This is a genomic window from Bdellovibrio sp. HCB274, assembly GCF_047306075.1.
Classification (GTDB): domain Bacteria; phylum Bdellovibrionota; class Bdellovibrionia; order Bdellovibrionales; family Bdellovibrionaceae; genus Bdellovibrio.
In genome coordinates this window covers 2,817,279-2,832,028 of record NZ_CP178623.1, presented here as the reverse complement: position 1 = coordinate 2,832,028, position 14,750 = coordinate 2,817,279, and the positions used below count along the sequence as shown (strand labels likewise).

Here is a 14,750-nt window from a genome sequence, read left to right as displayed (position 1 = left end):
AATTCCCCTGCCTATTTTTCTTCTGACGGAGTTTTATCGTCAGGAATAAGTTCGTCTCTTGATGCAGCCCACTGGTTCAGCGCGATGTGGTAGTTACCTACCGCCGTGATGTATTTAATTTGTGCGGCGAACTGGCTATTAAGAGCCTGGATCAAGTTATTAATATCTGTTCTTCCTTGAGAGTAGGAACGGGTTAATTCGTTCACAGCTTTCTCGCTGAAGTTCTTTTGCTTCTCGGCACTTTGGGCGATTGTGTACGCCGCCTGTGCTTTACGCTCTGCCTGAATGTTCGTGTCTACAACTTCCAATTGTTGGCGTTGCAGGCGCGTTTGTTGAAGATCGCGGTTCAATTTGTTGTAAACGATGCGCTCATTCTGGAAGTCAGAACCAAAGTTATACGCGAATTTCAAACCCACATAGTAATCCGGACGGGAACCACCAGTAAGTTCAGAGTAAGAATCCTCGGACTTCTCGCCAACACCAGTCGTGTAAGCTCTGCCAACCACATTCAAAGTTGGATAAGACAAAGACTTGGCTGCTGTCAGATTTTCTTCTGCTGCAGACACCAATAGTTTTTGCGAGCGGATCTGACGAAGATCTTCAGTATTGATTGGTGGCAAACTTGGAACTGGCGGCAATGCAGTCGTCATTTCAAAATTAACTTCGGATTTTGGATCCAAAGCCAAAGATGTCAGAAGATTTTCAATCGAAGCCAGGTAATCCGTGGAAGTGGCCTTAACCGTTTGCTCGCGAGCTTCAAGTTCAGCTTGAGCCTGTGGCAAGTCCCCAGGATTTGAATAACCCAAAGAAGTTTTTCTGCGAACTGTATCCGTCAATTTTTTATAACGGTCACGGGCAGCAACAGCTTCTTTAAAGTTTTCCTGGGCGATGTATGCTGACCAGAATTGGCTGATGGAAGCCAGAACCACTTCTTCCAGATCATTCGCGCGAAGGATCTCGGAAGCTTTGTAGCTGTCTTCAGCAGCATTTACGATACCACGATCAGCCACACCAAAGAAGTTACCCAGGATAGCCTGCTCAAGCAGAATTCCTGCGCGATCCAATGTCTGATTTCCTGGAGGCACATTTGAACCCAATGCCGTATCATAGCTTGCGCTTTGAGAAAGGCGGTTCAGTTCGATTGTCGCCGCAGTACCAGTCGTAAATCTTTTCCCGAACTGCAACAACGTATCGTAACGTTCGATTTTGTTGTGTGGATCAATTGTTTGCGAAGTCAGAAGCTGAGCGCGTTTGTCCAGCTCGTAACCTGTTGTTGCAGCCAATTGCCAGTCGTAAGTGGAAAGTGTTTGGACCAGTGGGAATTTAGTTTGTTGGTACTGTAAATTTACTTCTTTCGTGCGGTAACCTTGTTGCAAAGCCAGCTCCGCCACTTTCTTTTGGGAAAGGGTGATGACATTTGCCGGCGCTACTGGCTGTTGAGCCAGGGCCGTGGAGGTTGCACAAAGAAGCAGAATGATTTTTTTTACCATGATACTTTAGTTCCTAATTCAAAGTTGTCTTTTTGTAGAGCGATCTCGGTTGTATCACGCAATTCTCTTTGTGACCACTCGGTGAAAACGGACCATTTTTTCGTCAAACGGAAATCCAGGCCATAATTAATGGCGTTGTAAGAAGCCTGTTTGGAAAACTTGGCGAAATCATTTGTGGAGGATTGTGTGTAGTTCACTGTGCCGTATTGTGGAGCTACTGTAACCGCAACCCATGCAAGGTTTGCGTGACGAAGACTTAGAACCACTCCACCGGAAAGCAAAGATGTGTTCAAACGGGCATCATCGATTACCACGCCTGAAGGCATTTTTGCGGAAACACTTTGCGAAGCCAATGAACCATTGAAACGAAGTCCACCGCTGATCAAAATGTTTTTCACGTTCCACTCAGAGCTCATCACTCCCAACATCAAGCCCGGCATGAAGGTCTGACCGTTTTGGGAAAGATCGAAAGTGCCGGCAGCGTCAGTAGTGACTGTACCTTGAGCCTGGAAATTTTGAGCTGTGAAGCCCGCGATGTATTGCCATGGACGGGAAACCACTTCAGGTTTTGGATCTTTCAATACCAACATACCTGTTTGAGCGTCAGTTGCAGAAGCCGTGGATACACCTTTGATTTTAGTTTCTGCCAAAGCAGCATCACGCAAAGAAATGGAAGTCGCTTGTGCCCAGCTGACAGCAGAGAAAGTTGTTAGAGAAACAAACAAGAAAGTACCCGTCATACGAGTCATTTTCATAGGGCCTCCGAGGCATTAAAGTGCGGTCATAATTAGTCTCTCAGAGCAGGCATGTCAACGGTTGATTAGTTGCCTAAGTATTGCTTAGTTCTCCTTAGGAACAAGCGTCAAATCAAGGTCCCGTCCTCACAATTGTGCATGTGCGATTTGTCTTTGATTTGTTACACTAGTTTGGATGTTTTAGGACCAAGGAGTTGGGGATGAGAATTTCGGATATTTCCATCAAGAATCCAGTATTTGCATGGATGTTGATGTTTGGCTTGATGATCTTTGGATTGATTTCCTTTTCTAGAATGGGACTCAGCCAATTGCCGGACGTGGATTTTCCAACTGTCTCCGTCAGCGTTACTTTGGATGGCGCGGCCCCCGAAGTTATGGAGACGCAGGTTGTAGATGTTATAGAAAGTGCACTGATGGGAGTCGAAGGGGTCCAAAGCATCACCTCCAGCAGCAAAACCGGTTCTGCAACAATTACAGTCGAATTCAGTTTGGATCGTAACATCGACCTCGCTTTGCAAGACGTACAGGCGAAAGTAGCTGGCGCGCAAAGACTTCTTCCTGACGACGTGGATGCACCGACAATTTCAAAAACGAATCCGGATGATCAGCCGATTTTGTGGCTGGCTTTGACTTACGAAAAAGGCGATCTGGAATTCCTGATGAAGTACGCCCGCGATTATCTGAAAGATCGTTTCACCACCGTGGACGGCGTGGGTGATATCTTTTTGGGTGGTTACACCGATCCGGTTTTGCGTGTTTACGTAAACACCAAAAAACTTCCGCAATACAACATTGCCGTGAATGACGTGATCGAGGCAATCAAATCCGAGCACTCGGAAAAACCGGGTGGCTACATTGAAACTGAAAAGCGCAACTTCAATGTGCGCACCATGGGTGAGGCAAAAACCATCAAGGAATTTGAAAGTATCGTGATCAGCAAACGTGCTGGTGCGCAGATGTCGGATTCTTTGAACATGGTAAAAATTGGTCAGGTTGCTGATGTCAGCATGGGCCTGGATAAGATCACGCGTATTTCCCGTTTCAACGGTGAGACCGCGTTGGGTCTGGGTATTCGTAAGCAACGCGGTACCAATGCGGTGGCCGTTGCGAAAGCTGTAAAGGCTAAGGCTGCAGAAATTCAATCGCAGCTTCCTGAAGGCATGAAGATTCATGTGAACTTTGACAGTACTCAGTTCATTGAAAAATCAGTGGGGGAGTTGACGCATCACTTGGTGTTGGCAGTTATTTTGACTTCATTGGTGTGCTGGGCTTTCTTGGGTTCCTGGTCTGCGACGTTCAACGTTTTGCTGTCGATTCCCACGTCTCTCTTAGGGGCGTTCATTGGTTTGTACTTCTTGGGTTACACTCTGAATACGTTTACTCTATTGGGGCTGACTCTCGCCATCGGTATCGTCGTCGACGATGCCATCATGGTACTGGAAAATATATTCAGGTATAACGAGGATGGACGGGGACAGATTGAATCTGCCATCTTAGGTTCCCGCGAGATTTCTTTTGCGGCGATGGCAGCAACTGCGGCGGTTATTGCGATCTTCCTTCCAGTGGCTTTCATGAAGGGCATCATCGGGAAGTTCTTTATGCAGTTCGGGGTGACGATCTCGATCGCGGTCTTCCTGTCTCTGGTGGAGTCTTTGACGATCACGCCGATGCGTTGTGCAGGTTTCGTTCATCACGGCGAGCGGTCGACAAAAATCGGTAAAGCTTTTGAAGCTTTCATGGAGAACCTAAAAACGGGCTACGAGAAATGGTTGCGTAAATCTTTGAACATTCGCTGGACTGTGATCGCGGGTTCATTGGTATTCGTTGCTGTTTCATTCGTATCGATCAAATTCCTGGTGAAAGAAATGTCTCCAGCGCAGGATCAAAGTATTTTCCTGGCACGTATTGTTTTGCCGGTGGGAAGCTCCCTGGCGTACACAGACCAGCAGGTGAGGCAAGCCGAGGCGTGGTTGCGTGCTCGCCCGGAAGTGAAGCAGGTTTTTGCCAGCATCGGTGGTTTCGGTGGAGGTATTTCCGACGCGAACACCGCGATGATGTTTATCACAATGAAGGATTTCAAAGAGCGTCCTAAAGATGAAAAAACCGGCAAGCGTCTAAGTCAGCAGCAGTTCATGCAGGTTGTGCGTGAAGCTTTCGTGAAAATTCCTGATGTGCGCCCGATTCTGATGGATATGTCACAACGTGGTTTTTCAAGCGGCCGTGGTTATCCGATTGAATTTACGGTGATGGGTTCGGACTGGGAAAAGCTTGCAGGCTACTCGCAAAAAATCATGGACGAGATGACTAAAAGCGGAACGATGGTCGACGTGGATTCCAATTACCTTTTGGGTATGCCGGAAATCCAGGTCAAACCCGATCGTCTGGCAGCAGCTCAACATGGTGTTAGCATTGATGCGATTGGAACGACAGTCAGTGCCCTGATTGGTGGAGTGAAAGCGGGGGAGTATCCTGAGGGTGGACATCGCTACGATATCAAAGTGCGCCTGGATAACAAAGAAGATGCGATGGCCGAAATCAAAAAGCTTTTGATCGGAAACTCGCGCTCGAACCTGATTCCAATTGATCGCGTGACCAAGCAGGAAACAACAAATGCCCTACAAAGTATTTCGCGTTCCAACCGTCAGCGTGCGATTACGATCACGGCGAACTTAAAAGATGGAGCCTCCCAGCAGGAAGCTATGGAGCGCATCGAGAAGATCGCCAAGGCGACCTTGGAGCCGGGCTACATGATCGAACAACAGGGTTCTTCGAAAACATTCAAAGAATCTTTCCAAAGTTTGATCTTTGCTTTGATCATGGGTTTGGTTATCGCCTACATGGTTTTGGCTTCTCAGTTCAACTCGTTCATTGATCCGGTGACGATCCTGATGGCGTTGCCATTCAGTTTCTCGGGTGCCTTCTTTGCCTTGTTGATCACGGGTCAGTCTTTGAACATGTACTCGATGATCGGTTTGTTGCTATTGATGGGTATCGTGAAAAAGAACTCTATCTTGTTGATCGAGTTCACCAACACTGTTCGTGACCGCGGAACTTCTGAAGCGAATGCCGCATTGATCGAAGCCTGCCCAATTCGTCTTCGTCCGATTCTGATGACGTCGATCGCGACAATCGCAGCAGCAATTCCGTCAGCAACTGCAACAGGTGCTGGTTCCGAAACCATGCGTCCGATGGCATTGTGTCTGATCGGTGGGGTGTTCGTATCAACAATCCTGACGTTGTTCGTGGTTCCATGTGTGTACTCACTGATGGATCGTTTCAGAAAACGCGACGAAGTCCGCGAAAAAACCCGCCAAGCCTTCGCCGCCGTCGGCGACGAAGCCCTCTAGGGTGCCAGGTCCTACTTACGGATGCAGCGCAGAACCGGTTCGGTTTTGCGCTGTATAAAGGGGTTTTCCGTTTTTACAAATCACAATTCATCTTTGCACGAATAACTGATTCACCTTTTTGTACCTGATCAGTTTTGGCAAAATAGCTCTGCCTAACCTCCAAGGTTGCTTGTGATTCTCCTGGATTCCGTGAAACTTTCAAAAATGTGTATTCAACTCGGAATGAGTTGTTCACAGATTTTGTTGAAGGCCAATTGTATTCTGCAAAGATATTGCTGTCGAAGGAGTTCGAGTCTTCAGAAACAATGCCTCCCTCGCTACCGTAGAGGCTCAGCGTTTTGTTATATTTAACAAGCTTCTCGGGTAACATTTTTTCCATTGGGATTACAATGTTATAGATCCGAGTATGAGCATCCACTTCTAGATAGCAGGAGTTTTCATTTTCAGGGCCTGTGACATCTTCTTGCGAGCCCCCAATAAAAATCAAAGTTGTTCCCACTGTTTTTAGTGCATTTTGAAGATCCTCACGGCCGCCATAGATGATGCCGGGTTGATAGTCACGTTCCAAAGCTATCTGATTGACGGACTCAACAGAGCTAATCTGGCAGCTGAAAAGTTTTTTATTTGGCTGAATAGATACGCAACCGCCACCACCCCCAGCAAGCGCAAGGTTAGCAGTCATGAAAAAACTGAGATTCGCAAGTGCAACAAATTTAAAAAGCTTCATTTAAAACTCTCCTTTAAATCTTATTTTTCTTTATAGATCAGATCGGCTGGGAGAGTAATGCATTGCAGCATTGTGATCGATGCTTCATTTGATACTAAGTTAATAAAATAATAGCCAAAAAGCTATTAATACTTATTAAGTTATTGTTATTACTGTATTAAATGAAGATATGAAAAATTAAAAAATGAACAATTTATTGTGAACAAAGATACATGGCCCCTGGGGAAAAGACTTCAGGTATTCCTAAATGGCTCATCAACTTACGGATACAGCGCAGAACCGATTTGCGCTGTCCCTATTTGCAGTCAGCATCGGGTATTCTTAGTTCTTTCGGAAATTCAGAAAGCTTGCTTGAGATCATAAACTTTCTAGCAGTAACGATGACTCCATCATTAGCACGATGGACATCGCATCTGATCAACGCATCCATAATACCTTCAAGGTCCGTTTTTCCCTTATAGACGATATCGGTGAATTGAATTTTCACATCGATATTCTTTTGTTCCTTTAAGATCTCCATGCCGTAGTCGCAAACGACCTTCACGCGCAAGCGGCATATTCCGCGTTTTTCATCAGTCGGCTTATAGAAAAAGCCAAACGAATCATTCCCAGGTACCAGATCTTTTTCTTCAGATTTTGTATAAGTACCAATGCCGACGGGACTAACGAAATACTGGCGTTTGGTTTCAACACGTTTTAAGAGAACTCGTTCAGGTTCTTCTTCAGATTTTGCGGTGACGGAGAAAGCTAAAACACAGACGGCAATTATGGATGTAAGTCTTCTCAATGGAGCCTCACTTTATAAATACCTATCGGTTTATCCAGCCAAAAGATAAAGTGATGTTCTAGATTGAGACAGATCAATTACAGGTACAAAGCCCCTTGGCAGGCAACTTCGGGAATTCCCAGATGAGTCATCATCGAGTTACCAAACTTTGAAAACGATCCGCCTTCAAGCTGGAAGTGGCGAATCAGATCCACCATCCAGTACGGAATCTTTTTCTCGCATTTTAGTTCCAGAATGACGTTGCAGCCGGGCTCTTCAAAAGAGTCAGGATGATCGTAGTGGCTTAGTAGTTGCTCCTCCGGTTTTACGCACCAGTCATTCATTTCCTGATAACGCAAATCCCGGTCGAAGGTGACGCGGGCATAATCATCGACCACCGACAGGTAGGCTTTGCGGCGGTACTGAGTCAGAATCACCGGTGCCGTGTTATAGGTCATCTTCACTCGCAGGAACTCTTCCAGATTATTCCGGGAGCTGCCTTGAATATGATCGGGAATAGTTCCCCATTCCAAAATGTCAGACCATTTTTCTTCATGAACCAAAGCGCGTTTCTTGCGCACGAACTCCTGCAGTTTGTATTTAATTTCAAAAAAATAGGGCGGCTTGGGATTGTCGCCATAGGAACGGATTCGCATATTGAAGTTGAATGCATTTGCCGACTCTTTAAACCGCAACAAATATAAACTGGGTGTGTCCAGATAAAGACTGTTGATGGTGTAGTGTTTGTCAGGGGAAACGGTCGAGTAGTAGTCCATCTCGCAATAAGTTTCCACAAACCGTGAAATCGACTCCACCATAGAGGCGGGGATCAAGTACTTCAACTCGTAGCGCTCTAAGGCGAGGGGAGAAACCGGACCGCTCACAAGGTCACCACTTTCAAAGACTTGCTTAAGTGGTTTTTAGTGGGCTCGGTGGCGAGGCGTTCACTTTGCAGCAGGTATTCAACAAACAAGGTCAGGATCTCTTGCTGTTGGCTTAAAAGATCCATCTCTCCCTGTTGCTGCAGCAAACGGTTTTCCAGGGAAGACAATGTGTCGGTCTCTTTCACTTTACCGCTTTCTTTAAGTCCTGCACTGGACATTTTGTACAGGCCGACCAGATTTATGATCTGGTTTTTTAGACTTAAAAGACTGTCTTTGCTGTCATCCACTTCTTTCTGTTTCAGCGCTTTTTTTAGAATCAGTTCATTCTGTTTTTGACGGGATAAATCATCCGAGCCCAAGCCCGGCAACTGAATGGTTAACTCAACTTTATAGCCGATCTCTTCGTCTTTGTGGGATTGAGAGACATTCACGCCCTTGATCCATTGATATTCGCGTCCTCGAAGAATTTCCAGTTCGCGACTGTAGTCGTTGAATTCCGTTTGGGAAAATCGGGCTGATAATGAAGTTTGCGGCAGGGGAATGCTGCCGACGGAGTCTGCAACTTCTTGCACACTTAATAAATCAAATCCATCGATAGAGTCATCCGTCCATGTCGGCACCCAGGATTTTATTCTTTTCGCGGCGGTTCTATTTTCCTGGGTAACTACGTTTTCCAGACGTTTCAATTTATAGATGTCACCTTGTGCCCCTAAAAATGATTTGGTGGAGGAACGTCCCGCTCGTAACGACAGACTTTGGGCTTTTACATAGCCCTCTGATAGTTTCAGAGAGCTTGTTAGTATCGCCATTTTTTGCCGGCTGATTTCGTAAGATACCAAATTTAGATAACGTTCATGCAGGGCCCAGGCAAGGGAAGCATCCTTTAAAACTTTGCGACTGGCCTCGGGCGCTTCGCCGATTTTCCATTCCGGCCACGAACGGAACTGAAACTTTAAGCCGACTTCATATTCGTTCTTATTGTCTTCCTTTTCGGTGCTGGCAAAAGCTTCCACGTTGCGCAGGGGATTGGTCGTATTTGTACTGCGCAATTCATCCTGCGAAGTGAAGGCCGAGTCAGACCACGCAGTTTTTAAGACCTGCTCTGGTGTCATAGCAAAAGAAGAAAGTCCCCCGATCAGGAGCCAGTGCAGAAACATCAGGGAGTCCTATTTTTTGCACCAAGGCTAACAACAGCAAATTGAGTGGCGTGCTTGCGATCAAAGACGGCAAACATTTGATGAGTTTCCGGGTGAATCGCAAGCCCCTCAAGATGGCGCATGTTGAATTCATGAAGTAGTTTTGCCTGGCCAGAGTCTGCATTTAGCATCCAGATAGCACTGCAGGCCGTTTCCCGGCAGCTTGATGCGAGATAAAAAGTGTCACCTTGTTTTATCAGGTCCGTCGCCAGCATTTCAACTTCCTGATGGGGAAGCTTCATTTCAAAGCGCGATAGTAAAGACACTTGTTCAGTCTTCAATCGTCCCTCAAATACGGACTCAAAGTCTGAGACCTTCAAAATCACCGCTTCATTACGGTGAAGTACCGGTCCTTTTAAAGACAGGTAAAGATCATTATTGTCGACTGTGTGGCCTTCGACCTCAAAACCATCTTTGCTGGAATTCAGATCGGCTGCATAAATCGATCTAAGAACCGGGTCTGCGGAGCCTTTAAGAGCTTGCAAAGTAAGTTTGCGCAGATCCACGGAGTTTTCGACTTTGTATTGAAGTCCGTTGCGTTTGATTTGGACAAAAATGTTTCTTTCTTCTTTTAACTTTCCTTTTTTCGTCGCAGACATGGAACTTAACAGATACAGGCTGTCTCCGCGTGTAGAGACCGACTCAAGGTCCTCGATAGCAGGCAGTCCTGTTAATTGAATCTGATGAGGTTGGATTTGACCCTGTTCATTCATAAGAAATAGCACGGGACGATCTTCAGGATAGTCGTCAGAAATCAAAGCAAACTGCTTCAGTTCAGGAATGAATGTGATTCCCGACATCTCGGGTTTAAAAGATTCAACGATGTTTAGTGGAATGTCCATCTCCCGGGGATCTTGTTGATTCAGTTCTGAATCTGAGATGGCTTCGTCAGCATAAGCACGGCTTAACAATGAAAGGCCCCATTTTTTTTGAACAAATACTTTTTCACCTAAAAGAAATTCATTTCCGCGAGGGATTTTGATGACAACTTCACGGCCCCAGGCAACCAGGGTGTGAATGCGCAACAGACGTTCTGGAATCTGGACGATGCGAGAGCCAACACTCACCACGGACCCGCGCACTGTTTTTCCGGAAGTCGAGCTGACCTCTACTGTCTGTCCCACTGACAAAGTGGAAGACAGGTTTTCGTTGATATATCCATTCACATAAGTGGGATTTAGAGGAACTAACGTAATTAGCGGCGCGAACGCGGGTGCTTTTTCACCGTTTTTAAAATTCACCGCACCGACAGCACCATCAACTTCAGCAAAGACAAAAAGATTCTTCATGCGGCTTTCGATCAATGCGATCTCTTTGCGCGCATCTTCAAGATCCACCAATAGGGGATCCGCTTGGGGAGCCAAATGGCCCAAACCTTCAACGACGCCAGCCAGCTGCTGGCGCAGGTGCATTTCTGCGTTGAGTTTGTCATATCGGCTTTTTAAGACCCGTAACTGGGATTCCCATTCCGATTGGCCCAGTTCAGCAAGTAAATCACCTTTGCGCACGATCTGACTGGGCAGTACATAGATGTGTTTGATTTCGACGGGGCTGTCAAAGTTGACTTGAAATTCGCGAGACTCTGCAACACCCAGAATGCTGACTGGATCAGAACTAAGCACGAATCCCAAAATCAGAACCAGAAACACCGCCACACTCCAGCAGCCCAGCAAGAAACGGTTCTCGGTCCCAATGACGTCAGCAATCTTCACCTTACACCTCGATTACGGATTCTTGATTCATAAAGTTCAGGCCGCGCACTGAGGAAATGCGTCCCAGTTCTTCAACAAGTTCAGCAGAAGTTTGGCGGGGCTTTAAACGTACCTGATAGGAAAAATCCAATCGCTCGCCCTGACCCATTTCACGGATCGTAGCCAAGGCAAAATGTCGGCAGGACTTTTCAAGGACGCCTTCGACTTCGCGCTGATCCTGACCAACACGGGATAAATTCAAACGCAACAATCCATCAAACTGAGGACCTGCCGCAAACGGGGACTTTTGCAAAACCGCCAAGGCAAGAATAAAACAAATCGTACCGACGATAGCGATACCATAAGCGTGGACTCCCGCAGACAGTCCCACTGCCAACGAGGCAAAAATGAAAAACATATCCCGCGGATCTTTTACATTCGTGCGAAAGCGCAGCAGGGAAAGTGCGCCGATCATTCCAATCCCTCGGGCCACGTTATCACCAATGGCCTGCATAGCGATGGCGATGACAATCGGTAACAACACAAGTCCGTGCAGAAAGTTTAGTGAATACGACAATCCCCGGAATGTTTTCACATAGGCGACGGCCAAAGCGGTGCCTAAAATAAAACTCAATAAGAAAGCATAAATAATCGAAATCCACGTCGGATTAGCGAACGATGAATTTAGAACCGAAAAATCCAACATAATCGTCCCCTAGAACTGACCTTCACACACACCCGGAGTTGCCGTTTGTACCGGATTCGGATAGGCCGAGAAATAATCCTTCATGTCCAAATCCAAAAGCAGCGAACCATTTTTGCATCCGCGATAAAGTGCATTGTAAAGACTTTGCAAATTGGTTTTAAAGACTCGGTATTCTCCCGGTGTGAATTGTAAAGTCGACATGAAATAGTTCTGCATGACAGCCTGACTGTCAGGAGCGCCGAAGACCTGACCATAGAGTTGGATCACGCCTCGGTAAGCTTTAGGGCTGAAATGGCGAACGACCATCGTTGAATTCAGGTAAAGATCCGCGTTGTCCTTCCAGCTGTCATATGTCGCTGAGGTTTTTTTAACGTCAGCGATCAGGTGATACTTCTTAGCCGTATTCAGATCGAAGCCACCGTCGTTGTCTTTAAGAAGCATAACCTTTAGGGAAACACCAGATTGCTTGATGGCGTTCAGAATTTCCACTTCAGCAGGAGTCAAAGTGCCGGCCGGTTTTGCACGAAGTTCTTTGTACTTCTTCTCGGAAATATCATCCAAAGTTCCTTGGGCTGTTTTAAAGAACTGGCGGCGTTTAAAGGCGATGTTACCAATGCGATCAGACTGACTTAACAGAAAATCCAAAACCAGCATGGTGGAAGTGTCCTGCATACCCTGAAGCTTTTGGCCGGATTGAGCCAGGTTAGTACTTCCCAGGATTTGTGTGACCGGACGCGGATCTTTTAGCAAGGGCCAATAAACACTCGAGTTGCGGAACTGATCAACACGAAGTTTGTACTGCTTTAACCCAGATGCCTCGGAGTAAGACTCCTCATTGCCAGGATTTTCCGCAAGAACTCCGAAGACCTGCTGCTTATCTTCCGTCAGTTGCAGATTCGTCCAGTGGGCAGAGGAATTATCCAGTAATCCACGACGCTTGCCTACGTTGTAAAAAGCCGGAGGCACAAGGTTTAAACCATGAGGCGGTTTGGTATAAGCATCTGGCAATTGGGAGACATTGCCGTGTTTAGTGCGAATCAAATGCCCAATCTGATAATGCCAGTATCTGTTGATGATGGTTTTACCCATCTGCAAACTTAAATAACGGCCGGCCAGGGAGTGATCCAATACGGTGTCCAAGTCCACTGTGCGCAGAGTAACAGCTGGAATATCGACACCTTTGAAAAGCTGATTTAAGCGGGAGTAGCCCAAAATACTTCCTACGGAAACACCCGGGGCCGCGAATTTAAATTTCGCCTCTTTGTCAGGATATCCCGCGCGGTCTTTCAATTTCTTTTTATCTGGACGGCTTAAAGTGCAGACTGTTTTTTGGAATTTAGCCTCGCTCATGCCATTGGGAACTTTAAAAAATTCCACCGCAATCGATGTGCTGTTCACTTTAGGGCAGCTATAGAAGGTTTGTGTTTTTGGATGATCGCCCCGAGTCGGGTAGAGATTGAAAGCACACAGAGCATCTTCGTCTTTGTCGATCTTACTTTCCAACCCGGGAAGTCTTGGCAGAATGTAGCATTTCTCTGGAAGAGCTTTTCCTGAAACGTCGATGCCATAGATTTTTACAGCATGCGAATCGATTTGGGGATCCAGGTAGCTGTGTGCGTAAGTTCCAAATAGCGCTAATGAAATGAATGCAGCAAGCATAATTCAGTCTCCGTAGTGTGAAGTACGGAGACTAGAACCGGGAAAAATAAAAACCAAATTACGTTACTGCAAGCCTGTTTAGCGGACGTACTTCACGCCGTTTTTGGAATCAAGCGTAAGCGAAGCGGGTAGTGAGCTGAGACTTTGTTGCGTGCCCGAGGAGTTGTAATAGCGGATAGTCAGTTTGTTAGTTTCAGAGAAAACCAACTCAACGTATCCCGTTGGAGTTTTTGTACTAGTCCCCACTAGATAGCGTGGTGCGCTGCCCGCACAAGGCATCGAGACCACCTGCAATTTTTTGCCATCAGCATAAGTGTAATGACCAGAATAAAATCCGTGGGAGTGGCCAAAGATTACCAGATCAACATTGTTATTTAACAAGATGGCTTCAAGAGTATTACTGCCTGCGGTGCGACGTTCGCCTGTCAATACACCGTTTGAATAAACGGTGGAGCTATTGGCTTTAGTGGCAACGATCGAGTAAAGCGGAATGTGACCGTACACCACGCGAGCACGAGCGCCCTTCGCGCGAGAAGAAGTCAGTTGCGCTTTCAACCATGCAAGTTGAGCGGTGCGATTTTTTAGACTCGAGTAGTTGGCGTTATCCAAAGAAACAAAGAAGACGTCTTCCTGAATGAAAGAGTAATAAAACGGGAAGTTATCATCATCGACGAATTCCACGTTGCCTTTGTTCTTATCCCAAAACGTACTGTATTGTTGGCGCTCTTGATTGTAGTAAGCATCGTGATTCCCTGGAGTTGGCAGGAATGGGATCCTTGCATCACGCATCGGCGCCATCACTTTTTTGGAAAATGCATTCCACATACTGACATAGGTGCTGTTGGAAAGACTTGTCTTTTCACCATCGATGTAATCACCAACACCCAGGATCGCAGCCGGTTGACGGGAGATCATGGATTTCACAATCGAGATCGTGCTGCTGGAATAGGTTCCATCGGTATCGATGTTCATGTCAGCAAAGGCATGAATCTTTAACGATTTGGCGCTGTCTTTGATTTCATCATCAGGCGCAGGAGTGGACGGAGTGCCTGGTATGTTTGAATCGTCGGTATCGGGGATCGTTTGGGAATTGTCCGTATCCGTGCTAGGCAGGGCCTTTGCTTGGAAACCGGAGTTAGAGGGAGAACACGCAGCTAAAGTAGAAACGAGAAAAAAGGCCGCAAGGATATTTTGTTTGGCGGTGACTTTTGTTTTCATACAGTATGTATCGTAACAATGGTCCTATTTATTAAGCCAAATTAATGCTGTATGTGAGTAAGTAAAATGGACTCAGGTCTAAGTCTGATTTCTTGCCGGAGTTCTCGACAGTTTATTTGAATTTGCAGAGTGAAACTGAGTGATAGTAATAAACCTGATCAAAGTCTATCCGCCGCAGCGGTCGACATAATGTGATCCACGGCCGTCTAATAAAACAAAGAACTAAAATTCTGTTTGTTTGGGTTCATCTTGGTCATTTTCACTTCCGAAGCGGAAATGAAAATGACCATCAATCAATTCGTTCACTAAGC

Annotated in this window: 11 protein-coding genes; 1 reads left to right on the top strand and 10 read right to left on the bottom strand. The window is 46.3% G+C overall.

All coding sequences use genetic code 11. The features are described from left to right. Window positions 1–11: 11 nt before the first annotated feature. Complete coding sequence (locus ACLWNV_RS13730) at window positions 12–1,490, bottom strand: TolC family protein (protein ID WP_413585017.1); 1,479 nt, start codon at window positions 1,488–1,490, stop codon at window positions 12–14. Beyond that, window positions 1,484–2,245 (bottom strand): hypothetical protein, encoded by a 762-nt coding sequence (locus ACLWNV_RS13725; protein WP_413585016.1) that lies wholly within the window; start codon window positions 2,243–2,245, stop codon window positions 1,484–1,486. The genes ACLWNV_RS13730 and ACLWNV_RS13725 overlap by 7 nt, the downstream gene beginning before the upstream one ends. Before the next feature lie 200 nt (window positions 2,246–2,445). Here ACLWNV_RS13725 and ACLWNV_RS13720 point away from each other — a divergent pair, with 200 nt between their 5' ends. Next, entirely contained in the window at window positions 2,446–5,592 is a 3,147-nt protein-coding gene (locus tag ACLWNV_RS13720; RefSeq protein WP_413585015.1) for an efflux RND transporter permease subunit, read from the top strand. A gap of 73 nt (window positions 5,593–5,665) precedes the next feature. Here ACLWNV_RS13720 and ACLWNV_RS13715 read toward each other — a convergent pair whose 3' ends face one another. From ACLWNV_RS13715 to ACLWNV_RS13680, 8 genes are all read right to left on the bottom strand, one after another. Beyond that, window positions 5,666–6,319: a hypothetical protein gene (locus tag ACLWNV_RS13715; protein ID WP_413585014.1), complete on the bottom strand. Its 654-nt coding sequence runs from the start codon at window positions 6,317–6,319 to the stop codon at window positions 5,666–5,668. 295 nt (window positions 6,320–6,614) lie between these two features. Then, the gene (locus ACLWNV_RS13710; RefSeq protein ID WP_413585013.1) at window positions 6,615–7,106 is read right to left on the bottom strand and encodes a hypothetical protein; all 492 of its coding nucleotides are present in this window, start codon (window positions 7,104–7,106) and stop codon (window positions 6,615–6,617) included. A 77-nt stretch (window positions 7,107–7,183) separates the two neighbouring features. Further along, entirely contained in the window at window positions 7,184–7,927 is a 744-nt protein-coding gene (locus ACLWNV_RS13705; protein WP_413585012.1) for a VTC domain-containing protein, read from the bottom strand. Between the two features lie 38 nt (window positions 7,928–7,965). After that, window positions 7,966–9,126 (bottom strand): hypothetical protein, encoded by a 1,161-nt coding sequence (locus ACLWNV_RS13700; protein ID WP_413585011.1) that lies wholly within the window; start codon window positions 9,124–9,126, stop codon window positions 7,966–7,968. After that, window positions 9,126–10,877 (bottom strand): DUF3616 domain-containing protein, encoded by a 1,752-nt coding sequence (locus ACLWNV_RS13695; protein ID WP_413585010.1) that lies wholly within the window; start codon window positions 10,875–10,877, stop codon window positions 9,126–9,128. Before ACLWNV_RS13695 ends, ACLWNV_RS13700 begins: the two co-directional genes overlap by 1 nt. A gap of 1 nt (window position 10,878) precedes the next feature. Continuing rightward, window positions 10,879–11,562 carry a DUF4956 domain-containing protein gene (locus tag ACLWNV_RS13690; RefSeq protein ID WP_413585009.1) on the bottom strand — a complete coding sequence of 228 codons (684 nt, stop codon included), beginning with the start codon at window positions 11,560–11,562 and terminating at the stop codon, window positions 10,879–10,881. A 9-nt stretch (window positions 11,563–11,571) separates the two neighbouring features. Next, window positions 11,572–13,221 (bottom strand): hypothetical protein, encoded by a 1,650-nt coding sequence (locus ACLWNV_RS13685; protein WP_413585008.1) that lies wholly within the window; start codon window positions 13,219–13,221, stop codon window positions 11,572–11,574. Window positions 13,222–13,299: 78 nt separating this feature from the next. Then, the gene (locus ACLWNV_RS13680) at window positions 13,300–14,439 is read right to left on the bottom strand and encodes a metallophosphoesterase family protein (RefSeq protein WP_413585007.1); all 1,140 of its coding nucleotides are present in this window, start codon (window positions 14,437–14,439) and stop codon (window positions 13,300–13,302) included. Window positions 14,440–14,750: the final 311 nt, after the last annotated feature.

Bases quoted from the DNA above. Each gene is read 5' to 3' on its own strand.
- ACLWNV_RS13685 (WP_413585008.1), bottom strand. From the start codon at position 13,221: ATGCTTGCTGCATTCATTTCATTAGCGCTATTTGGAACTTACGCACAC.
- ACLWNV_RS13680 (WP_413585007.1), bottom strand. From the start codon at position 14,439: ATGAAAACAAAAGTCACCGCCAAACAAAATATCCTTGCGGCCTTTTTT.
- ACLWNV_RS13700 (WP_413585011.1), bottom strand. From the start codon at position 9,126: ATGTTTCTGCACTGGCTCCTGATCGGGGGACTTTCTTCTTTTGCTATG.
- ACLWNV_RS13730 (WP_413585017.1), bottom strand. From the start codon at position 1,490: ATGGTAAAAAAAATCATTCTGCTTCTTTGTGCAACCTCCACGGCCCTG.
- ACLWNV_RS13715 (WP_413585014.1), bottom strand. From the start codon at position 6,319: ATGAAGCTTTTTAAATTTGTTGCACTTGCGAATCTCAGTTTTTTCATG.
- ACLWNV_RS13725 (WP_413585016.1), bottom strand. From the start codon at position 2,245: ATGAAAATGACTCGTATGACGGGTACTTTCTTGTTTGTTTCTCTAACA.
- ACLWNV_RS13690 (WP_413585009.1), bottom strand. From the start codon at position 11,562: ATGTTGGATTTTTCGGTTCTAAATTCATCGTTCGCTAATCCGACGTGG.
- ACLWNV_RS13720 (WP_413585015.1), top strand. From the start codon at position 2,446: ATGAGAATTTCGGATATTTCCATCAAGAATCCAGTATTTGCATGGATG.